Here is a 21714-nt window from a genome sequence, read left to right as displayed (position 1 = left end):
ATAACTTACGACAATCATTTTCCTCGAACTGCTTCATTTATCTGATTAATTGTTCAGCTTTTGACACAATTTGTGCACTGGATCGCGCTGTCAGATCGTAATTGTAAATATCTGTACGATACTGCGTGCGGCCATCCGGGCCAACAAATGCGGTCAGATAATAGAGGTTAACCGGAATATTCTGCCGGATATTCACGTATCGCGTATCCCCTTGCTTCAGGGCATCCGAGATGCGCGTATCATTCCATCCCGCATCATGTAGCAGCATATTCGCTAACTCAGATGCCTTATTCACACGTACGCAGCCGGAGCTTAACGCCCGCGTATCCTTCTGGAACAGATTGTGGTTCGGCGTATCGTGCAGATAAATAGCATCCGAACTCGGCATATTGAATTTATAGCGCCCGAGCGAGTTACGTGCACCCGGAGCCTGCTGGAAGCGGAACGGCAAATTAGAGGCGGTGATGGTGGCCCAGTCAACCTGCCACGGATCTATCGTCTCTTTACTGTTCCAGCCGCGCATCACGGTATAGCCATGGCGTTCAAGATACCCCGGATCATTCCATAATTTAGGCAAGATATCTTTTCGGGCCAGCGTCGGCGGCACATTCCACGGCGGGTTAACGACCACATTATTCAGCGCACTGCTCATCATCGGCGTTTTACGATCGGGGCGCCCGACGATAACGCGCGAGGCTAGCACCTGATTTCCGTTCTGATAATAAACCAGCGAGTAGGCAGGAATGTTTACCATGATACCGGTAGACAGATCGCTCGGCAGCAGGCGCAAGCGTTGAATATTTAACGCCAGCACTCCCGCACGCTGAGCAGGCGTTACGTTCAGCCAGTCACGCGTCGCAGGGCCAATCGCGCCATCGGCGCCAAGCCCCTGCCATGTCTGAAACCGCTTTACCGCGTCGACAAGTTCACGATCGTAAGCGCTACGACCTTCTTTAGCAGACGTACTGACGGCAGACCCCAGCATTCCAGTACGGCGCAAAATTTCACGCAGCGCGGGAATGTCGTTACTCCACTCTCCCGGACGCAGCGTCGCGGTACTGGTTAACCGTGGCCAGGGTTGCGTATCGCTCACCAGCTTGAGTAGTGAGTCATGCATTACGGCGTACTGCGGATGCTGTGGCGCCAGGCTGGCGACGAACGACGTCAGTTGGCCGTTATCCAGCGCGACCTGCCACTGGTTGATCACGGAAATCGGCGGCGTCGTCAGCGCATAGGGCTTATCGCTATAGAGCCAGCGATTTCCTTTAACGGGAATATTGGCTATAAAGTGCAGATATCCCATCATTGCATCAGACAGCACAATGTCTCGCGCCTGGCCGGACACTGCCGGGTCAGTCAGAAGCGCAACCCAGGAGGTAAACTGCGGCTGAAACCCGGCAATCGCCACCTCGGCTAACTGTTGCTGAAAGGCTTTTACCGCATCACGATTTTCCCACATCGGTTTCATTTCGCGTGCGGCATACAGCAGTTCCAGCTGGTTCATATAAACCGGCGTGAAGCCCGCTGGAAGTTGAGATTGTAATTCGGCGCGGGCTTGATCAACGGACACGCCCTGCGGCAGCGGTTGAATTCCCGCCATGATAGCCGTCGCGGAAGATTGTACCTGCGGTTGCGATAACGCTGTTGGCTGTTCACTGACGCTCGCTGAGCTATCGCCAGGGATCATTTCAGGCTCATCGGCCTGCGCATTGAACAGTGGAGCGAATGTTACGGCCAGGCACAAACTGATTGCCGACAGCCGACGACCATACATTTTATTAAGCAACATCCCTTGCCCCCTGTTTTCTTTATCATACTCTATAGCCAGGCACCATTAACCGGGTGTGGAACGCCTGTAGACGCCAATACAACTGAAGTATGACGAGTAAGCCTGCATACCCGTCAGGCTTAACTTCAGTATATAAACTTCGCCAATGTTTTACCTGGTATAATGTAAAGAAGTTAAAAGAAATTGCACCTGCAATTGAGACTTTTCGGAAAAGAAGAAAGGCGGTCATTTGACCGCCTTTTTATTCAGCTTGCCTGCGAGGAGGCATCTTCGGTCCCTGGCAGCGGCTCAGGTAACTGAGGCGCAAACCCACGCAGACCAACCACGTGAACGTGTTCAGTGTTCTGGAAGACTTTACGCACCAGTTTGTAGGTTGTGCCTTTCTCCGGGCTGATGTTTTCCGGCGCGGCGATAATCAGCTGCATTTGCAGACGTTCGCACAGTTCAAACAGGGTCGCGATAGAGCGCGCATCAAGTCGCGCAGCTTCGTCAAGGAACAGCAGACGGCAAGGAGAAATATCTTTCCCGCGCAGTCTACGCCCTTCATCTTCCCAGCTTTGTACGACCATCACCAGAATAGACATCCCGGTACCGATCGCTTCCCCCGTTGACAACGCGCCTGATTCAGCACGCAGCCAACCGTCAGAACCTCGGTTTACCTCAACTTCCATCTCCAGATAGTTACGGTAGTCCAACAGCTCTTCACCTATGGTTTGCGGCGTACGCTGTCCCATGTCAATCTGCGGATTCAGACGTTGATACAGCTTCGCCAGCGCTTCAGAGAAGGTCAGACGATTGCTGTTAAACAGATCCTGGTGCTGCTCATGCTGCTCGGAAAGTACGTCCAGCAAGGTGGCATGGGTCTCACGTACGTTGACGTTCAGACGCACGCTGTTTACCTGGCCAAACGACACGCTTTGCAGCCCCTGGTTCAGCATGCGAATACGGTTCTGTTCGCGCTGGATCGTCTTACGAATAATATTCGCCACGCTGCGAGAGCTGATCGCCAGCTTCTGTTCGCGGGAGGTTAATTCTTCCGTCAGACGGCTCAGTTCAATCTCCATCTGTTCGATGGCTTCAACCGGATCGTCGGTACGGATAATATCCTGGCGAATACGTTCACGCAGATGTTGGTAAACCGCGACAAAGAACTGAATTTTACGCTCTGGACGTTTTGGATCTTCAGACATGCGCAGCACATCGCGCAGATGTTCGTTATCCGCAACGGCCAGACGCAGCGCGCCGAGCGCCTTATCCGACATAGAGCGCAGTTCATCACCGGACAGATACGCCAATTCACGACGGTGCAGACGACGTTCAACACCGTTGTCTTTCACCATTCGCATTACCGCACACCATCCCGCTTTCGCAGTAACCACCTGCTCGCGCATCTCAAAATAATCGCGTTCCAGCTTGCGCAGCTTGCGGGTCAGGTTATCCATCTCCGCTTCGCAGAAGGTCAGCGCTTTTTCCAGTTGGTTGCGACGAGCGCGGTTGTTACTGAGCTGCGCATGCAGTTCATCACGACGGATACGCGCACGCTCTTCGGCACCGCTGTCCGCGCGAACGCCAATGTCCTGCAGTTCACGTTGTAAATCGTTAAGCAGCTCTTTTTTGGTGTCGTACGAGCTTTTCAGCGACGCCATGACCTGATTGTACTGGCTTAACTGCGCGGCGTGGCTGCGCAAAGCTTCACGGGCGCGGGTACGTTCAGCTTCCGCCTGTTCAAGACGTTCACGCAGTTTTTCGTTTAGATCGCTGTTACCACTCAGCATTTCGGCCGAGTCGGAATAGCTAAAGTGCGCCCGGCGCTGCACCACTTCGGCCAGGGCAAAAGCCTGCTGACGCGCATCGCGCTGCATCTGCTGGGAATATGCGTAGTCTTCCTTCAGTTGTTCAAACTGCTCAGGGTCATTTTGCAGAACCGAAACCATCGGCTCCAGTTTGGCTAACTGATTGCCGTGCTGCTGCACAAAACGCGCTGCTTCCTGGGCTTCATCCAGACGCTCACGAATTTCGTCCACACGATCGGCCAACGTGTCATCTGCCAACAGATTCAAACGCGGCAGCAGACGGTTAAGAGCAGAAACCCCCTCTTTCGCCTGTTCAAACTGCATACGGCTTTGCTGATTATCATTTTCATGATTGGTCAGCGCACGTTCCAGTTCAACGCGACGGCCATTCAGTTGACGAATTTCCGCTTCCGGGTCGGCTTCAAACGCCACCGAAAGATGGCTGCCGATAAAGCGGCTAAACGCCTGGTGCAGACGTTGGGTTTTCTGGACGTCAAAGGAGAGCGTTGCAAAACGTTCAGACAGCCCTTCACGCTCGGCATGCAGGGTTTCGATACGGCTTTCGCGCGCGGCACGACCAAAAATCGGCACCGTCGGGAAGCGGGAATAACGCCATTGACGCTCGGCGGTTTTTACTACTACCGCTTTTTCCAGCTCATCAACGCTGAAAACGCTGTCATCAAACGACTGCGGATCCCCTTCGATGAAATAGAGATCTTCCGGACAATCCGTCAGTCCTTCAAGCTGTTCGGTGATCAGCGACAGATCCGGCACCACGATAGCATGACGCGAAGGACCGTACAGCGCAGAGAAGTACGGCGCATCTTCAAGGCTAACATCGTCATAGATTTCAGACAGCAGAACGCCGCCGAAGCGTTCCGCCAGCGCGTTCAGACGCTGATCTTCCGCCCCGCCCGGCTGACTTAAACGTTCAATCTCTTCATCAACCGCATTTTTGCGCGCGCCGACTTCATCACGCTCAACAATGGCTTCACGCTCGCGCTCCAGCAACTGTTGCAGGTACTCGGTGACGTCCTGGCTGGAGGTAAATTCTTCGCCACACTGCTCGCTAAGCTGGCTCAGGCTATTTTGCGCGGCCAGCCAGACAGGCGCACGCTTCATCAGATGCTGGATACGAGACTGAAGTTGCTCCTGCTCCTGACGCAACGTCATACGTTGTTCGCTGGCAGAAGAGACGCTGTCAGACAAGGCGGCGATACGTGCTTCCAGCTCCTGGTGCAGCGCTTCCAGCTCATCGATGTCGAACTGTTTACCCTGACGCTTGCAGAATTCAGCCAGCAGACGCTCGGCGTCTTGCTGTTCGCGCAGACGCTGCTCCAGCTCGCTGAGGCGCATACGTAACGGCTGAACCTGCTCCGCCAGATGGCGCTGCTCAACACCTTCCCGCAACAGTTCGCGCGCCACGCTCCAGGCTTCACCGCGCGCCAGCGGACCGTTGATAGCCGCCACCAGCTGATAAGCCTGCTCGAACTGGCTGTGCGCGGTTTGTGCCACGCTCATTTTTTGTTCCAGCGTTAGCAGTTTTTCCGTGGCTTCCTGCTCTTTCGCCTGGAACGTCTCCAGCCATTCGACAGCACTGTCGGGCGTCAGATCCGGTAAGTGACAGAGCTCTTTCGCCCGATTTAGCGCCTGAATCGCCTGAGTGTACTGGATGGCGCGCGTTTGCTGGACATCCAGCGCTTGCTGGTAATCGGCAAGCTGGCTTTTTAGCTCATCTACTTCCAGTTCGGCGGCTTCCGCGCGGGCTTCGTTTTCATCCTGGCGGTCAACGGCTTCCGCGACCACCTCATTTTGTTCTTCGAGACGAACCTGCAGTTCTTCGAGATCCGCTTCGTAGCGTTCAATTTTTTCCTGCTGACGCAGCGCGGTTTGCACCAGATTCAGGTGATCGCTCGCAGCCTGATAATCGGCTTCCAGATCGCCTTCAGCGCCGTTATGCTCACCCAGTTCACGCGCCATATCCACATGCTTATACTGCTCTGCGGCCAGTTGCTTGCGTGAGGTATGCAGCTCACGGCGATATTCCAGCGCTTTGTCAAGATGGATACGACGTTCGTTGGCGTGGCGCATATAATCTGCGGCCACATAGTTGGTCGCCTCGCTGATCAAATGCTTAAACAGGTCGCGATCAGACTGGGTTACGCGAATCGCTTCCAGCGTCATGCGGTTTTCACGTAGCGCAGCTTCCATATCCTGGAACGCTTTACGCACCCCACCGTTTTCCGGTAGCAGGTAGTCACGCAGCGAGCGGGTAATGGCGCTGGAGATCCCGCCGTACAGCGATGCTTCAATCAGGCGATAGAACTTACTGCGGTCTGAGGCTGAGCGCAGACGACGGGCGATGATGCCCAGATCGAACATCAGCGAGTGATAATCGGTTATCGAGTTGAACTGCTTAAACTGCACGCCTTCCATCTCATCAAGCTTCTCTTTCAGCTCAGAGAGGGGCAGCACGCGCGCCTGGCGTTCATTCAGTGTTTCCGTTACCAGTTGGGTTGGCTGCACGGACATCGGCAGTCCCTGAATGGCAAACGGTTTGATATCCACTTTACGATCGCGGCCAGCAACCTGCTGCAGACGCACACCCACGACCACACGCTGATGGCGCGAGTTGAGGACGTCAAGCATTGAGTAACAGACACCCGCTTTCAGCTTACCGTGCAGGCCTTTATCACGTGAACCGCTGGTTGCACCGGCTTCGGTGGTGTTACGGAAATGCAGCAGGGTCAAGTCAGGGATAAGCGCCGTAACAAATGCCGCCATGGTAGTGGATTTACCCGCACCGTTACCGCCTGACAGCGTGGTAACCAGTTCATCAAGGTCGAACGTACGGGCAAAAAAACCATTCCAGTTAATCAGCGTAAGTGAGCGAAATTTACCGCGTTCAATCATTATTCTTCTTCTCCACTGTCCGGCTGATTCTCTTCGGGCTCATCGTTGAGCTGCAGGCGGTTCTCGACCGGCATCGCTTCGCCATCACGAATTAAGCGACGCTGTGCTTCGCGCGGATCGTCACCGCTGCGCACATCCGCGCCAAAGCGGAAGACTGATTCCGTAATTCGGAATTTGCTGCTGTCATGACCCATAAACCACACCATGCCTAAACGGCGCAGGCGGTTTAGCGAAGAACGAACCTTTTCCTGGAGTTTCTGGCGATCAACGTCCGAACCGGTTGAACGGTTGTTCACCAGCTTCAGCAGTTTGGCTTCATCCGCCAGCGTCAGCAGCTCGTCATACAGCTCTTGCTGGGTAAAAATCCCTTCGTTCGCCAGGCGTTCCGGGCTGAGGTAGAGATAACAAAGAATTTTACCGACCATCATGTCCAGTTCAGACAGAACCGAACGGGGAATGAGCGTCGTTGAACGTGGACGAAGGTAGAAGAACCCCTCCGGCGCACGGATCAATTCCACGTTATAGCGGCTGTAAAACTCTTCAAAATATTCCTGAAAATCCATCAGGAAGGCATGATTATCCAGTTCATCCAGGCCGATATGTCGGCCTGAACGTAAGGCGCTATCCAGCGCTGGAAATAACGGGTTCGCCAGCGCCTGCGCCAGCTTTACCGGCATCACTTGTTCAATATTTGTCAATGACATGCGCCTGTACCTTGGCTCCGTAATCATTAATCGGCTGCCATTTTGCGGGCAGTCCGGTGAAATCTGCTTGCGCTACGCCAAGACGTACCGCCTGATCAATAACAATACGCGCAACGTCGAAGTGACGGGCACGTGGGTATTGCGCCAGATACTCGCGCACGACCAAACCGAGATCCAGTGGTGTTTGTCTGGATTTGTAGATAGCCAGCTGTTCTTCGATGATCGCCGCCAGCTGTTCACGGATTTCGTTAAATTCTTCGTATTCCAGATCGGCCGGAAGCTCACCAGTGACCTCTTCGTCACGCAGTAGCATCTCTTCGTCGCGCATATCCAGCAGACGATCGGCGTTGGCATAGGTCAGCGCCCACGGTTCGTCAAAGTATGTCTGCACAGACTGGCGCAGACGCTGGGCAAAGACGCGGTTTTTATCCATATCGATCGCGGTACGGATAAACTTATGCACATGTCGATCGTAACCGATCCACAAATCAATGGATTGCTGGCCCCAACTGATAATGCGATCGAGCTTGCTTTGTAAGTCAAACACCAGCCGGTCGACAAAATGCAGATCGTCATGCGTCATTGTGGCGTCCTGAATGCGTAACAGGTTAGCCTGTAGCTTATCCCCTGCCGCTTCCAGCGTATCTTGCAATTCACGCAGCGTACCAGACGTTTCAGAAAGCAGCAGTTCACAGCTGGAAATCGCCGCTCGCCAGTCTTTGTTCAGCAACTGCGCGATATCGTCTTTTACCTGCTGCTGCTGTTCATCCATGATGCGCTGAGTCAGATCGATGCTGTCGAAAATCTCCGCCACCGAATATTTCAATGGCGCGTAGACGTTGCGATGCCAGTGAAACTCATCGCCACCTTCTTCCGCCGCATCCGCCGCGCGCTTCAGTTCACCGGCAACAATTGACAGCTGCATGGAAAGACGCAGCGTAGAGAATTCGCGCTGTCGAATATAGTAATCCGTGATGCCAATTCCGAGCGGCGTTAAACGATAAATGGCGTTGCCTTCAGCCTGCTCGCTGGTAAAGCGGTTCAGCAGACGTTGACGCACCATATCGTTGATCGCGTTGTTGGCGCGCACGCCGATGGTTTCGCTGGTTTGCTCAAACGCATCACTCACATGGCGGAACGCATCCACCAGCTCACCTTCACTCATCTCGCCGTCGAGTCGCTCACCGTTCAGTGTGGCGACAGCCAGCAGGAACGAAAGTCGGTCTACCGGCAGAGAGATGGAGAAGTCATTTTTTCTGGCCCAGGCAACCAGTTCGGGGACTGTCTGGGAAAATTCACTCATAAATTATCCTTGCATCTGCGGCTCGGGCCGGACGTTTAATCGCGGTGACGTGAATATAGCGCCCAAGGCTGATATACGGTTCCTGACGGCAATAGCGCGTTTCTAACTCAAGTAACATTTCGTAATCGTCATGCTGTTTGTGCTTATCTCGCAGATAATCATGAAACACGCGGACGCCCGTTTTACCGGTAATTTGCCAACCGATCTCTTCCAGCCACTGGTAGACCTGCCCCGGATCGCGTGGGTAATCCGGTGAAAGCGTACGCTTTTTACGTTTCGGCATCCCCACCTGAACATAGTCAAAGTTCCCTGCGACCATGTTGTGCATCAACAGACCGTTAGCATTGTAGAACATTAACGACAGCGCGCCGCCAGAACGCAGCACTGACCATAAACTCTGCAACACGCCGACCGGATCTGTCACCCACTCCAGCACAGCATGAAACAATATCAGATCAACCGGGCTTTCCAAATGCGAAGCAACATCCTGAGCGGCGCATTGTATAAAATGCATGTTTCCGCTCACACCTTTTGCCTCTGTCGCCTGTTGCGCACGAGCGATCATCTCGCCTGACAGATCGCATAATGTGACAAAATGTCCACGTTCTGCCATTTTAATGGCCGTTTGCCCTTCACCACCACCGGCATCCAGAATGTGCAGTTTTTGCTCACCGAACGAGTCCAGTAATCGATCCAGATCCTGCCAAAGGATAGCCTGCCTTAGTTGACCTTTGGTGGTGCCGTAAATGTTACGGGAAAACTTCTCTGCAATGTCATCAAAATTGCGATCCCGCATCGGGCTCTCCACATACTGGCTTTAGGGTGACTAAGTAAAACCGCTATTTTGTCACACCCACGCCAAGAAGGAACCTTCCTGGTGTAATATCCCTGCAGATCCCCTGCTGTATGGTTAAAAAAGGAACCAAAAAGCATGCTTTTTACGCTGAAGAAAGTGATGGGCGGTATGATGCTGCCGCTGCCGCTGATGCTAATTATGATGGGTATAGGCCTGGCACTGATCTGGTTTAGCCGTTTTCAAAAAACAGGGAAAGTGTGTATTAGCCTGAGTTGGCTGGCGCTGTTACTTTTAAGTTTGCAGCCCGTCGCCGATAGCTTGTTGAAACCGATTGAGGATAGTTATCCAACCTGGCAGGATACACAAAAAGTGGAGTACATTGTGGTGTTGGGGGGCGGATATACCTGGAATCCGCAGTGGGCACCAAGTTCAAACCTGATCAACAACAGCCTTCCACGCCTGAGTGAAGGTATTCGCCTATGGCGCGCAAACCCGGGATCTAAGCTTATCTTTACTGGCGCTGCCGCAAAAACTAATAACGTCAGTACCGCAGAAGCTGGTGCACGCGTTGCGCAGTCGCTGGGGGTGCCAGCCGATGAAATAATCACCCTGGATCAACCGAAAGATACCGAAGAAGAAGCCGCCGCGGTTAAACAGGCCATCGGTAACGCGCCGTTCCTGCTGGTAACCTCAGCCTCACACTTGCCGCGAGCGATGATCTTCTTCCAGCAGGCCGGGTTACATCCTTTGCCAGCGCCAGCTAATCAGTTAGCGATTGATTCTCCGCTTAATCCGTGGGAACGCGCGATTCCTTCACCCATCTGGCTGATGCATAGCGACCGCGCGGGTTACGAAACGCTGGGGCGCATATGGCAGTGGCTAAAAGGTTCAGGCGAGCCACGGCAGCAGTGATTTCGTAGCCAGGTCAAAGTTGGAACGATTAAAACGCCCGGTGTTAACCAGTTGCGCCACCTCATCCCATAACACATATAACCAGCGCCGCCAGATGAACGACTCCGCTACTGGCGCGCGCTGCAGGTATTGCCATAGCAGGCTTTCCGCCAGCGCATTATCCATTAAACGGAACAATTCATATTCCCTGGGTGCCCACAGCATCAAACCGGGCCCCACCATGGCCAGAAGCTGATCGCTACGGGCGTCTTTAAGCATGCTGCGTAAACTGAAATTACCATGGATCAACACGCAGTTATCATTGAATCCTTCAAATAAAGCGGGCAAACACTCGCGGGTCCGAAACAGGATCCGCTTGTCCTGCATCGTCAGCCCGGTATTGTTGAACTGACTTAACGTAGTCCACAGCACCTCAACTCGTTGACGATACCAGGATGGCCAGACATTCTCTTGCGTGTTATCCACCATTCCCACGCAGCCACGGCTATCCTGCCGATGCCATGACAGCAGACCTTCTACAATCTGATCCTTTAAATGTTCCCAACGTTCGGGCGTTCGGGCTGGCGCTTCAACCGGCACCCCGCGTAAACGTTCAAGCAGTAGCACATCGGGACCGGGATGCTCCTCGTGCGTTAAGACTCCATAAATAACGGGCATACGTACCGTTCCACTGCGCGCCAGCATCGAAGTTTTCCATGCCAGCTGCTGCGCCATACCCGGCGTAGTGAAACTTCTTGCCATCAGCGGCATTGGATTTCCCTGGCTGTCGTACAGTGCCCACAGGGCCGTATCCACTTTTTCATTCACGCATTCTATACGACTGAGTTTTTCGCCCAGCAGATGGCTGAGTTCGGCACGCAACTGTTCCATTTCAGATTGCCCTCATTAATGCTACTGCTTTCATAATGAGCGTCGTGCAGACAGATGTCACCCGGATGAGATCAATTGATGAAAAGAAAAGTGGAGGGAAAACGTAACGATACGACACTCCTCCCAAAAATTCACATCACCGGGGGGAGTGTCATGAGAAAAACTAACGCATTTCAGCGCGCACGCGTTCAAGGTCTTCGGCAGTGTCTACGCCGGTTCCGGGGACTTCTTTTGCGACGGCAACGTGAATTTTTTCGCCGTACCACAGCACGCGTAACTGCTCCAGCATTTCAATATGCTCAAGCGGGCTGGGCTGCCAGTTAACATAGCGGCGGATAAACCCGGCACGATAGCCGTAAATACCCAAATGACGCAGGAAGGTGTCACCCACCGTTTCCAGGCTTTTGGCGAAACGGTCACGATCCCACGGAATGGTCGCGCGTGAAAAATAGAGCGCATACCCTTCGGCGTCCAGAACAACTTTTACCGCATTCGGATTAAAGGCCTCTTCCGCGCTGTGAATCGGGGCTGCAAGGGTCGCCATACCAACCTGGCGCTGCGCCAGATTCTCAGCGACCTGGCGAATAATGACCGCCGGGATCATCGGCTCATCACCCTGAACGTTCACAATAACGGTATCGTCGCTAAAGCCACATTTCTCGACAACTTCCGCCAGGCGCTCCGTACCGGACTGGTGATCCGCGCGAGTCATACATACTTCACCGCCTACCGCTTCTACCGCGCGAGCAACATCTTCGTGATCGGTCGCAACGATGATGCGTTCGGCGCCAGATTCACGCGCACGCTCCAGGACATGCACGATCATTGGCTTGCCGTTGATATCCAGTAGCGGCTTGCCCGGCAGACGAGTGGACGCATAACGCGCAGGAATAATGACCACAAAACTCATGATTTACTCTCATCAGCAGTCAGAATGCGGGCTTCGGTTTCCAGTAACACGGGAATGCCATCACGCAATGGGAAAGCAAGGTTATCCAGTTTACAAATCAGTTCCTGTTTTTCCTGGTTAAACCAGAGTTTGCCATTGCATACCGGGCAGGCAATGATTTCAAGCAGACGATGATCCATAGTTCCTCCAGATGGACCGGATTGTGAATCCGTAAATATTAACATAATCGCTTACAGGGCTGGGTCTATTTCCCAACCATGGCGTGCATCAGCAAATAAACCTTCAGGATAGCGCCCCAGCGTTACGCGAGTTGCCTGCTGCCAGCGGGCAAAATCATCAATCGCCTGAAACAATCCGTTTCGCAAAGTGCCCCCTGGTTTGACGCCATCCTGCAACCACAGCGAAATAACCTCCAGTACGCCCGTTTTGCGGTGCATTTTGGCATCCATCCGCCCAACCAACTGCCCGTGATGCAGCAACGGCAAGACAAAATAACCATATTGACGTTTCGGCGCTGGCGTATAGCATTCCAGCCGATAGCTAAAGTCGAATAGCTGCTCTGCCCGTTTACGATCCCAAACCACCGGATCAAAAGGCGATAAAACAGCGCTATGGGTCGCCGTTAATTTACCCGCCAGCGCCTGTTCCAACTGCGGCTGAAGGTGACTATGCAGCCATAGCGTTCCTAGCCCTTCAACGTCGACAGGAATAATTTGTTGCTGTTCTTTACGCACCTCACACCAGCTTTTTAGCGCCGGGCGCTTCAGTCGGTAATAGTCTGCCAGCCACTGTTCGCGAAAAATCCCCAGACTGCGGGCGCTGTTATCCAGCATGACGCTTTCAGCATCTTCCCGCGAAAGTAGGTCGCGTTCATCATCCCAGTGCGGCATGACGCGATGGGTTAAATCATACACGCGCTGGAAATTACGCCGTTCAACTACCATGACTTTCCCGGCAGTGAACAAGCCTTCAAGATGGCGTTTGTGCGGTTTCCATTCCCACCAGCCGCTGGCACCCTTGCGCGGATGCTCAAAATCGACAGAGCGTACTGCTCCGTTATGCTGGATGTGCTGGAGCAGTTGCTCGATCTCCTGCGCATGTTCTTTCATCCACGCCGCTTGATACTTCCAGCCCATTTTCTCCGGGGCCAGCATGCGGTGGCGGATCAGCATAAAGTCGCTGCGTGGCAAAAAGCAGGCCTCATGCGCCCAGTATTCGATCAATTCGCCCTGCAGGAGTGAGTCATCCAGCCACTGGGGCGAGTAATTGCCCAAACGACTAAACAGCACCAGATAGGGGCTACGCGCGACAATATTGATGGTATCGATTTGCAGTAACGACATGCGCGAAATGGTGGGAAGAATATCTGCAGGCGTTGCCCGGTGGCGTGTTTTTTTCAGCAGCCCCTGGGCCGCAAGGTGAAGATGGCGGGCATCCGTCAGAGAAAGACGCGGCAACGACATTTATGGCCTCATAAATGATTCGCTGCCGCAGTATGAACCCGTTAGCGAGTCAGCGAGATTAAGCTATCCAGCAACACGTCAGGCCGGTCGCCTGACAAATGAGCGTCAACCGGTAAATACCACCAGTTTTCATCAGCAAATGCACGACATTTAACCGCATCTTTTTCCGTCATCACCAGCGTTTGTCCGGGGTTGGCAAGCGCGCTGACCTCACTGTAGGTCAGAGACTGATGGTCTGCCAGCGCGATACATTTTTGCACTCTGGCCCCACACGCTTCCAGTGTGGCGAAAAAACGCGGTGGATGGCCGATGCCCGCCATAGCGACAATATTGGGCAGGAGCGCCACATCGCGGCGTTCGCCCGTGCGTAAATTAACCGCCAGTCCAGGTTCAAGTCGCATCGGGATTTCCCCTGGCTGCGCAACTCCACCGTTCACAATAGTCGCATCTACCGATTTAAGGCGACCTGCGCGTTCCCGCATTGGGCCTGCGGGAAGCCACCAGCCATTGCCAAACCGACGTTCACCATCAATAACCACGATTTCAACATCCCGCGCCAGACGATAATGCTGTAGACCATCGTCCGTCACAATGATCTGCACGTCGTGATGGGCCAAAATGGCTTTTACCGCATCCGATCTTACCGGGGATACCGCTACCGGCACGCCGGTACGTTGGGCTATCAGCACCGGTTCATCACCCGCTTCTGCGGTGGTGGTCTCTGCAGTCAATAACAACGGGTAAGCAGCCGCTTTCCCACCGTAACCACGCGACACTACGCCCACGCGAATCCCGCGTTGCTGCAGTTGTTCAACCAGCCAAATTACCACCGGTGTTTTGCCATTGCCGCCGGCTGTAAGGTTTCCGACCACCACAACCGGTACTGGCGCGCGCCATGCGCGTTTCAGCCCAAGCTTGTAGCATAGGCGGATCCCGCCACTCACCAGGCCATACAGCCAGGAGAGTGGAAGTAACAGCCGCCACAGTGGCGACTCACCAGACCAGATTCGTGCGATCATTGGCCGAATTGCATTTTGTGTAATTGCGCATAGACCCCGCGCTGCTCAATCAGCTCGCTATGGGTTCCACGTTCAACAATAATACCGTCTTCCACCACGATGATTTCGTCCGCTTGTTCAATGGTAGAAAGACGGTGAGCAATCACCAGGGAAGTACGGTTTTTCTGAAGTTCATCCAGAGCAGCCTGAATCGCGCGTTCGGATTCGGTATCGAGAGCCGACGTTGCTTCATCAAGGATCAGAATCGGGCTGTCACGCAACAAGGCGCGGGCGATAGCGATGCGCTGGCGCTGGCCACCGGAAAGCAGGACGCCGTTTTCGCCAATCACCGTATCCAGCCCATTATCCATCTTATTGATGAAATCCATGGCGTAGGCCATCTGTGCCGCTTTTTCGATCTGCTCGCGACTGTACATATCGGTACGCGCGTAGGCGATGTTGTTGGCGACGGTATCGTTAAACAGATGCACATTCTGCGAAACCAACGCGACCTGATCGCGCAGGGACGCCAGGGTATATTCGCGCAGATCGTGTCCGTCCATCAGAATCTGCCCTTCATCGATATCGTAGAAGCGCGTAATCAGGCTGGCGATGGTGGATTTACCAGATCCCGAACGGCCAACCAGAGCAACGGTTTTGCCCGCTGGAATGTTCAGGTTGATGTCGCGCAGAGCCGGTGCTTCACGTCCTGGATAGGTGAAAGTCACATTGCGGAACTCGAGATCGCCGGTCGCACGTTCGATAACGCGTTTACCTTCATCTTTTTCCTGTTCGCTATCCAGAATAGTAAATAAAGTCTGGCATGCTGCCATACCGCGCTGGAACTGCGCGTTGACGTTAGTCAGCGATTTTAACGGACGCATCAGCGCGATCATTGAGGAGAAGACAACGGTAATTGTCCCTGCCGTCAGGTTTTCCATTACGCTTGGGAAGCTGGCCGCATATAACACGAAGGCCAGCGCCAAAGACGCAATCAGCTGGATGATAGGGTCAGAGATAGAAGAGGCAGAAACCATCTTCATCCCCTGCAGACGCATCTTGTTGCTGACTTTATCAAAGCGCTTGGTTTCGACTTCCTGGCCACCAAAAATCAAAACTTCTTTGTGGCCTTTCAGCATCTGCTCCGCACTGGTCGTAACCTGCCCCATGGTGTTTTGCATGTTTTTACTGATGTTACGAAAGCGCTTGGAAACCACTCGGATTGCCACTGACACAATTGGCGCCAGCACAATCAGGATCAATGACAGCTGCCAGCTGTAATAGAACATCATGATAAACAGGCCAATAATCGAGGCACCTTCACGTACCACGGTGATTAGCGCGCCAGAAGATGATGACGCGACCTGCTCTGAATCATAGGTAATACGTGACAGCAGCGTACCTGTAGACTGCTTATCAAAGAAGGAGACCGGCATGCCCATCATGTGACCAAAGAGGCGGCGGCGCATGGTCATAACCACTTTGCCTGACACCCATGAGATACAGTAGCTGGAGACATAGCTGGTTAAGCCACGAACTATCATCAGTCCAATGACCACCAGCGGCATCCACAGCAGCACTGAGCGATCGGTTTTACCAAAACCATCATCCAGTAATGGCTTAAGGAGCGATAACATGAAGGTATCGCTGGCCGCGTTAAGGACTAACGCTATACCCGCCACGATCAGACCCGATTTAAAAGGCGCTATGGTTGGCCATAGTCGGCGAAACGTCTGCCACGTAGAGAGATCTTTATCGTTATGCATTCAAAAAACCGGCATTTGTTAGAATAGCCGCATATTCTACCCGTTATCCTCCGACACGCCAAACCACTGATGATACCAACGAGGTAAAATCTGATCCCGCAAGCTGTGTATTCGCCAGTTGTTTTGATAGAAATCCAGCGTGATCTGCCCCTGATGTGGTGTATCCAGCCATTGATAATTTTGTTGTTGATAACGCTGTTTCACCTTCCAGGACGGTAGACGCCAGGCATTGTAACGGGATGCTGAGGCTAACGCAGCCTGTCCGCCGACCCGCTGAATCAACGCCAGTGATGATGAGGTATTGCTGCCATGATGTGGAACCTGCACCACCGTAGACTGCAGATGCTGCCAGTAGTGACTTAGCATTTTTTGTTCAGCGGGAGACTCAATATCGCCGGTCAGCAGAATACTCTGATACCCATCATCAACTTTAACCACGCAAGAGTGGTTATTCCCTACATCTGTATTGCCACGCACCGGCCAGTGCGCACTAAAGGTTAATCCTTGCCATCGCCAACTTTCCCCGCGAAAACAGGGCAGATGCCCTTCCCAACCTAGCGGACTTCTTATCCATAGCGACGGCCAGGCTTTCTGCAGCGAGCCTAACCCGCCCCGGTGATCCATATGCTCATGGCTTAAAATTACCCCTTCCGGCTCCAGATTGTGCCAGCGTAACCAGGGAATAATCAGCTGTTGCGCGCTATCACCTTCAGGCCATGCCAGACCTGTATCATAAAGCAGCGCTTTCCCATTACGCTCAATCACCATCGCCAGCCCCTGCCCGACATCCAGCATATGCACTTGCCACACATCAGTACGTGAGGTACGCCAGAATGGCCCACTCAATATAATCAGCACCGTGAAACAGACCACCGGTAGCGTACGCAAGATATTTAGTCGCCATGCGATGATCGTCAGTCCGGGTAAAAATGCAAACCCTTGCCAACGTGCATCAATATTGGTCCACCCTTCAGGCAGGCTCCTGAGTCCCCAAAACAGCAGCGCCAGAGAGCGATCGGCTAAAAACCACAGGCCCGATTCAACCATCACCAGCCCGGTTAAATGCACGATCATGCCTGCTAATATCAAGGGTACGGCAATAAACGTGACCAGCGGTACGGCAAACAAATTCGCCAGAAAAGAGGTCAGACTGAAACCGTGGAACATCGCGATTTGCACCGGCAGAAGCAGAAGCGTAATGCCCAGTTGCAGATGAGCAAGCGCCAGGAATTGACGTCCAACGAACGATAACGGCCAATTTGGCGCAGGAACCCATTGATACCAGAACAGCAGCGCTGCAACGGCAAAAGCAGACAACCACAGACTTTGTGAAAGAACGGCGACAGGATCTACCACCAGAATGGCTGCCAGACAACAGATCCACACCGACCATCCATTCCACTGCCTGCCGCTGAGTTTTAGCGCCCCCCAGACCAGCAGCGCAACAACCGTCCGTAATGCCGGGGGTTGCAACCCCGTTAGCCAGGCATAGAATGTTGCACAGACGATCCCCCCTACTAACGGAATCTGCCAGCAAATCCACCTGGTTGGCATGAAAAATTGGCCCGCGCGAATTATTCCTGCAGCCAGAAGGGCGGCAAATGCAATATGCAGCCCGGAAATCGCCATCAAATGCGCCGTGCCGGTATCACGCATAATGTATTTCACCTCTTGCGACACGGACAAGCGCTCCCCCATTCCCAGCCCCAGTATGACCTGCTGCCAGGAGAAATCAGCAAGCGTGGTTTTCAACGAGGCAAGATACTGCGCTCGCAGGCTACATTGTGGTGTGATAACCGAGGCCTGCGAAAATCGTCCCGTCAAGGGTTGGTGCTGCGCCAACGCATAACGCTGGCTATCAAATCCTCCCTCGTTCAATTGGCCGTGTACGGCACGGACCTTCAGCGTCATCGCCCATGTCTGACCCGCACAAACGTCACCAGGTAAGTACTGTCCATACAGGATAATTCCGACGGAGGGAAAGAGGCGTTTCCCCTGCAGATGCGTAATCTGACCATAGTGCGTCGTCATATTGTCAGTTCCGGTTATCCGCACAACAGCTTGCTGGGTTTTCGCAGGGAGCGTATTACCAGCCCACAGAGCATCTTTTGCTGCCAGGATGCCCCAAAGAAAGAACAGTAGGGTTATTCCGGCAAAACGCAAATGCCTACAGGAAAAAAGACAGAGTACACACGCCAGACAAAATACAACGCTGATGCACAGCATGCCTGGCAGCACAGGTAATAATATAAGCGGGAGAATGCCGAATAATGCGCACGTACTAACCGTTGTTATTTTCATCAATTACCTCCCTGTAGCAGGGAGTGTGCAGCACTCTTCGACAGTTGTCTGGCAACAATTTATCGTTATACGGCGTGCGTTCCGCTGACATTTAGCGGCGGAAGTAACGTACAAATTAACTGGGATGAGGATTCCGGAATTAGCAAACAGAAATGAAAAAAGCACCCATGCGGGTGCTTTTCTCGGCGTTAAGTTTCGCTAAAAACTTAACCGTAAATATTGGCGCGATCGCGCAGTTCTTTACCTGGTTTAAAGTGCGGAACGTATTTTCCTTCCAGGTCCACTTTATCGCCGGTCTTCGGATTACGTCCGGTGCGTGGTGCGCGGTAATGCAAAGAGAAGCTGCCGAAACCGCGGATTTCAATACGCTCGCCCTGCGCAAGAGTCGAGGCCATATGTTCCAGCATCTCTTTAACTGCATCTTCAACCGCTTTCGCGGGAATATGAGGTTGCTGGGTTGCAAGTCTTTCAATCAATTCTGACTTGGTCATGATTCCTCCGGTTCCTTAAAGGCATAATTAGCTGCTGCATTGATTAAGGGCGGCCGTAGCCGCCCTTTGTCATTGATTACAGGACGAATCCTGTAATCTGTCAAGCTACTCGTCACCCTTTGTGCTGTTAACAGCACAAAGGATTTAGAGCACTCGATATTACTCGCCTTTAGCTGCTTTGAAAGCTTCAGCCATTGCGTTGTTAGAGAAGTTAGCATCTTCCTGTTTGTTAACAGTTGCGATTGCATCTTTCTCATCAGCTTCGTCTTTAGCACGAACAGACAGGCTGATTGCACGGTTCTTACGATCAACGCCGGTGAATTTCGCTTCAACGTCGTCGCCTACGCTCAGAACCAGAGTTGCATCTTCAACGCGGTCACGGGAAGCTTCAGAAGCGCGCAGGTAACCTTCAACGCCGTCAGCCAGTTCTACGGTTGCGCCTTTAGCGTCAACTGCAGTGACTTTACCGTTTACGATTGCGCCTTTCTTGTTCAGTGCAACCCAGTTGTTGAACGGATCTTCTGCGAGTTGTTTAACGCCCAGAGAGATACGCTCACGCTCTGCGTCAACCTGCAGAACAACGGCTGCGATTTCGTCGCCTTTTTTGTATTCACGAACTGCTTCTTCGCCTGCAACGTTCCAGGAGATGTCAGACAGGTGAACCAGGCCGTCGATGCCGCCGTCCAGGCCGATGAAGATACCGAAGTCAGTGATAGACTTGATTTTACCTTCAACACGGTCGCCCTTGTTGTGGGTTTCCGCGAACTGCTGCCATGGGTTGTTTTTGCACTGCTTCAGACCCAGGGAGATACGACGACGTTCTTCGTCGATATCCAGAACCATAACTTCCACTACGTCGCCAACGTTAACAACTTTGGACGGGTGGATGTTTTTGTTGGTCCAATCCATTTCGGAAACGTGAACCAGGCCTTCAACGCCTTCTTCGATTTCAACGAAGCAGCCGTAGTCAGTCAGGTTGGTCACGCGACCAGTCAGTTTGGTACCTTCCGGATAACGCTTAGCGATAGCTACCCATGGATCTTCGCCCAGCTGTTTCAGGCCCAGAGATACACGAGTACGCTCGCGGTCGAACTTCAGCACTTTAACAGTGATTTCGTCGCCAACGTTTACGATTTCGCTCGGATGCTTAACGCGTTTCCATGCCATGTCGGTGATGTGCAGCAGGCCGTCAACGCCACCCAGATCAACGAATGCACCGTAGTCAGTGAGGTTCTTAACGATACCTTTAACTTCCATGCCTTCCTGCAGGTTTTCCAGCAGCTGATCGCGTTCTGCGCTGTTTTCGGATTCGATAACGGCACGACGGGAAACAACAACGTTGTTACGCTTCTGATCCAGCTTGATTACTTTGAATTCAAGCTCTTTGCCTTCCAGGTGCAGCGTGTCGCGGACCGGACGAACGTCTACCAGAGAACCCGGCAGGAACGCGCGAATACCATTCAGCTCAACAGTGAAGCCACCCTTGACTTTGCCATTGATAACACCAGTAACGGTTGCAGCTTCTTCGTAAGCTTTTTCCAGCGTGATCCAAGCTTCGTGACGTTTAGCTTTTTCACGGGACAGCAGGGTTTCACCGAAGCCGTCTTCTACTGCATCCAGAGCAACGTCAACTTCGTCACCAACCTGGATTTCCAGCTCGCCCTGGGCGTTTTTGAACTGCTCTGCCGGAATGGCGGACTCAGATTTCAGACCAGCGTCAACCAGTACTACGTCTTTGTCGATAGCAACAACAACACCACGAACGATGGAACCCGGACGGGTTTCGATTTCTTTTAAGGATTCTTCAAACAGTTGAGCAAAAGATTCAGTCATGTTTAATCTTCAGGTTTCATATTTAACGTCCACCTGGCTCCGTGCCGGATGGGGTTGTTTAACATACCCGCTGTCAATCCATTGCAACGGGGGTACTGCAAATTCGGTCGCACTTAAGCGAGAGCCAGTTTTTGGCGCGCGTATTGTAACGCTTTTTCAATCACTTGCTCAATGCTTAATCGGGTTGAATCCAAAACTAAAGCATCAGCAGCGGGAACAAGCGGCGCTACAGCACGATTACGATCGCGGTAATCGCGTTCTTCGATCTCGGCCAAAAGGCGTTCAAAGTTAACACTAAAGCCCTTTTCCTGCAACTGTAGCATACGTCTGTGCGCACGTTCTTGCGAGGAGGCGTCCAGAAAAATTTTCACCGGAGCATCCGGGAACACCACGGTTCCCATGTCACGCCCGTCGGCAATCAGGCCAGGCGCTTCACGAAATGCGCGTTGACGGCGTAACAGCGCTTCGCGCACGCGAGGAAACGCAGCGACCTGAGAGGCTGCATTCGCCACTTCCTGGGTGCGGATTTCGCCGCTAACATCTTCGCCTTCCAGAATGACTTCCAGGTTGCCGTCCGTTGAGATAAAACGCACATCCAGGTGTGAGGCAAGCGGTACCAGAGCATCTTCAGAAGTGACATCAACATGGTGATGCAACGCTGCGAGCGCCAGTACGCGGTAGATCGCGCCTGAATCTAACAGATGCCACTGCAATGCTTCCGCCATTGCCTTGCACAAGGTGCCTTTTCCTGCACCGCTTGGGCCATCAATGGTAATAACCGGGGCAATTGCCGTCATCTTTTTCTCCTTAAACGGGCATACGTTAACGTGAACGCCGCGCATTATACGCGCCAACGACAACGATCGTTATCT

Annotated in this window: 16 protein-coding genes; 1 reads left to right on the top strand and 15 read right to left on the bottom strand. The window is 53.0% G+C overall.

The window, feature by feature from the left end; all coding sequences use genetic code 11:
- Positions 1 to 37: 37 nt before the first annotated feature.
- The 5 genes from ldtD to cmoM all read right to left on the bottom strand — a co-directional run bounded on the left by ldtD (position 38) and on the right by cmoM (position 9298).
- On the bottom strand, positions 38 to 1789 hold the full coding sequence (gene ldtD / locus On2M_RS12365; protein ID WP_210904896.1) for a L,D-transpeptidase: 1752 nt from the start codon (positions 1787 to 1789) through the stop codon (positions 38 to 40).
- A gap of 245 nt (positions 1790 to 2034) precedes the next feature.
- Positions 2035 to 6495: a chromosome partition protein MukB gene (gene mukB, locus On2M_RS12360; RefSeq protein ID WP_210904895.1), complete on the bottom strand. Its 4461-nt coding sequence runs from the start codon at positions 6493 to 6495 to the stop codon at positions 2035 to 2037.
- Positions 6495 to 7199 carry a chromosome partition protein MukE gene (gene mukE / locus On2M_RS12355; protein WP_016152457.1) on the bottom strand — a complete coding sequence of 235 codons (705 nt, stop codon included), beginning with the start codon at positions 7197 to 7199 and terminating at the stop codon, positions 6495 to 6497. The genes mukB and mukE overlap by 1 nt, the downstream gene beginning before the upstream one ends.
- Positions 7180 to 8502 carry a chromosome partition protein MukF gene (gene mukF, locus On2M_RS12350; protein WP_151217928.1) on the bottom strand — a complete coding sequence of 441 codons (1323 nt, stop codon included), beginning with the start codon at positions 8500 to 8502 and terminating at the stop codon, positions 7180 to 7182. The genes mukE and mukF overlap by 20 nt, the downstream gene beginning before the upstream one ends.
- Complete coding sequence (cmoM, locus tag On2M_RS12345) at positions 8495 to 9298, bottom strand: tRNA uridine 5-oxyacetic acid(34) methyltransferase CmoM (protein ID WP_210904894.1); 804 nt, start codon at positions 9296 to 9298, stop codon at positions 8495 to 8497. The genes mukF and cmoM overlap by 8 nt, the downstream gene beginning before the upstream one ends.
- Before the next feature lie 135 nt (positions 9299 to 9433).
- Between cmoM and elyC the strand changes: the two genes are divergently transcribed.
- Entirely contained in the window at positions 9434 to 10210 is a 777-nt protein-coding gene (elyC, locus tag On2M_RS12340; RefSeq protein ID WP_210904893.1) for an envelope biogenesis factor ElyC, read from the top strand.
- Here elyC and On2M_RS12335 read toward each other — a convergent pair.
- The 10 genes from On2M_RS12335 to cmk all read right to left on the bottom strand — a co-directional run bounded on the left by On2M_RS12335 (position 10187) and on the right by cmk (position 21639).
- Entirely contained in the window at positions 10187 to 11080 is an 894-nt protein-coding gene (locus On2M_RS12335) for a YcbJ family phosphotransferase (protein ID WP_151217925.1), read from the bottom strand. The genes elyC and On2M_RS12335 overlap by 24 nt on opposite strands.
- Before the next feature lie 163 nt (positions 11081 to 11243).
- Entirely contained in the window at positions 11244 to 11990 is a 747-nt protein-coding gene (gene kdsB / locus On2M_RS12330; RefSeq protein WP_016152452.1) for a 3-deoxy-manno-octulosonate cytidylyltransferase, read from the bottom strand.
- Positions 11987 to 12169, bottom strand: a complete 183-nt coding sequence (gene ycaR, locus On2M_RS12325; protein ID WP_151217924.1) for a protein YcaR — start codon at positions 12167 to 12169, stop codon at positions 11987 to 11989. The genes kdsB and ycaR overlap by 4 nt, the downstream gene beginning before the upstream one ends.
- Positions 12170 to 12220: 51 nt before the next feature.
- Complete coding sequence (locus tag On2M_RS12320; RefSeq protein ID WP_210904892.1) at positions 12221 to 13453, bottom strand: winged helix-turn-helix domain-containing protein; 1233 nt, start codon at positions 13451 to 13453, stop codon at positions 12221 to 12223.
- A 41-nt stretch (positions 13454 to 13494) separates the two neighbouring features.
- The gene (lpxK, locus tag On2M_RS12315; RefSeq protein WP_151217922.1) at positions 13495 to 14472 is read right to left on the bottom strand and encodes a tetraacyldisaccharide 4'-kinase; all 978 of its coding nucleotides are present in this window, start codon (positions 14470 to 14472) and stop codon (positions 13495 to 13497) included.
- Positions 14469 to 16217, bottom strand: a complete 1749-nt coding sequence (gene msbA, locus On2M_RS12310; protein ID WP_151217921.1) for a lipid A ABC transporter ATP-binding protein/permease MsbA — start codon at positions 16215 to 16217, stop codon at positions 14469 to 14471. Before msbA ends, lpxK begins: the two co-directional genes overlap by 4 nt.
- A gap of 36 nt (positions 16218 to 16253) precedes the next feature.
- On the bottom strand, positions 16254 to 18518 hold the full coding sequence (locus tag On2M_RS12305; protein WP_151225130.1) for a ComEC family protein: 2265 nt from the start codon (positions 18516 to 18518) through the stop codon (positions 16254 to 16256).
- 206 nt (positions 18519 to 18724) lie between these two features.
- Positions 18725 to 19009, bottom strand: coding sequence for an integration host factor subunit beta (ihfB, locus tag On2M_RS12300; RefSeq protein WP_003035780.1), 285 nt, complete (start codon positions 19007 to 19009; stop codon positions 18725 to 18727).
- Positions 19010 to 19168: 159 nt separating this feature from the next.
- Positions 19169 to 20842 carry a 30S ribosomal protein S1 gene (gene rpsA / locus On2M_RS12295; RefSeq protein WP_003035776.1) on the bottom strand — a complete coding sequence of 558 codons (1674 nt, stop codon included), beginning with the start codon at positions 20840 to 20842 and terminating at the stop codon, positions 19169 to 19171.
- A gap of 113 nt (positions 20843 to 20955) precedes the next feature.
- Entirely contained in the window at positions 20956 to 21639 is a 684-nt protein-coding gene (cmk, locus tag On2M_RS12290; protein ID WP_005123561.1) for a (d)CMP kinase, read from the bottom strand.
- Positions 21640 to 21714 lie beyond the last annotated feature (75 nt).

Origin of the sequence: Citrobacter sp. On2M (assembly GCF_018035235.1) — a bacterium.
In the GTDB taxonomy this organism is placed as follows: Bacteria; Pseudomonadota; Gammaproteobacteria; order Enterobacterales; family Enterobacteriaceae; genus Citrobacter; species Citrobacter meridianamericanus.
The sequence above is the reverse complement of the archived record's forward strand: the minus strand, read 5'-3'. Positions and strand labels throughout refer to the sequence as shown.

What these genes read in the sequence shown, in the direction of transcription:
- On2M_RS12335 (WP_151217925.1), bottom strand. Translation starts at nt 11,080, where the DNA reads ATGGAACAGTTGCGTGCCGAACTCAGCCATCTGCTGGGCGAAAAACTC.
- mukB (WP_210904895.1), bottom strand. Translation starts at nt 6,495, where the DNA reads ATGATTGAACGCGGTAAATTTCGCTCACTTACGCTGATTAACTGGAAT.
- ldtD (WP_210904896.1), bottom strand. Translation starts at nt 1,789, where the DNA reads ATGTTGCTTAATAAAATGTATGGTCGTCGGCTGTCGGCAATCAGTTTG.
- msbA (WP_151217921.1), bottom strand. Translation starts at nt 16,217, where the DNA reads ATGCATAACGATAAAGATCTCTCTACGTGGCAGACGTTTCGCCGACTA.
- lpxK (WP_151217922.1), bottom strand. Translation starts at nt 14,472, where the DNA reads ATGATCGCACGAATCTGGTCTGGTGAGTCGCCACTGTGGCGGCTGTTA.
- rpsA (WP_003035776.1), bottom strand. Translation starts at nt 20,842, where the DNA reads ATGACTGAATCTTTTGCTCAACTGTTTGAAGAATCCTTAAAAGAAATC.
- cmoM (WP_210904894.1), bottom strand. Translation starts at nt 9,298, where the DNA reads ATGCGGGATCGCAATTTTGATGACATTGCAGAGAAGTTTTCCCGTAAC.
- ycaR (WP_151217924.1), bottom strand. Translation starts at nt 12,169, where the DNA reads ATGGATCATCGTCTGCTTGAAATCATTGCCTGCCCGGTATGCAATGGC.
- cmk (WP_005123561.1), bottom strand. Translation starts at nt 21,639, where the DNA reads ATGACGGCAATTGCCCCGGTTATTACCATTGATGGCCCAAGCGGTGCA.
- mukE (WP_016152457.1), bottom strand. Translation starts at nt 7,199, where the DNA reads ATGTCATTGACAAATATTGAACAAGTGATGCCGGTAAAGCTGGCGCAG.
- elyC (WP_210904893.1), top strand. Translation starts at nt 9,434, where the DNA reads ATGCTTTTTACGCTGAAGAAAGTGATGGGCGGTATGATGCTGCCGCTG.
- On2M_RS12320 (WP_210904892.1), bottom strand. Translation starts at nt 13,453, where the DNA reads ATGTCGTTGCCGCGTCTTTCTCTGACGGATGCCCGCCATCTTCACCTT.
- On2M_RS12305 (WP_151225130.1), bottom strand. Translation starts at nt 18,518, where the DNA reads ATGAAAATAACAACGGTTAGTACGTGCGCATTATTCGGCATTCTCCCG.
- kdsB (WP_016152452.1), bottom strand. Translation starts at nt 11,990, where the DNA reads ATGAGTTTTGTGGTCATTATTCCTGCGCGTTATGCGTCCACTCGTCTG.
- mukF (WP_151217928.1), bottom strand. Translation starts at nt 8,502, where the DNA reads ATGAGTGAATTTTCCCAGACAGTCCCCGAACTGGTTGCCTGGGCCAGA.
- ihfB (WP_003035780.1), bottom strand. Translation starts at nt 19,009, where the DNA reads ATGACCAAGTCAGAATTGATTGAAAGACTTGCAACCCAGCAACCTCAT.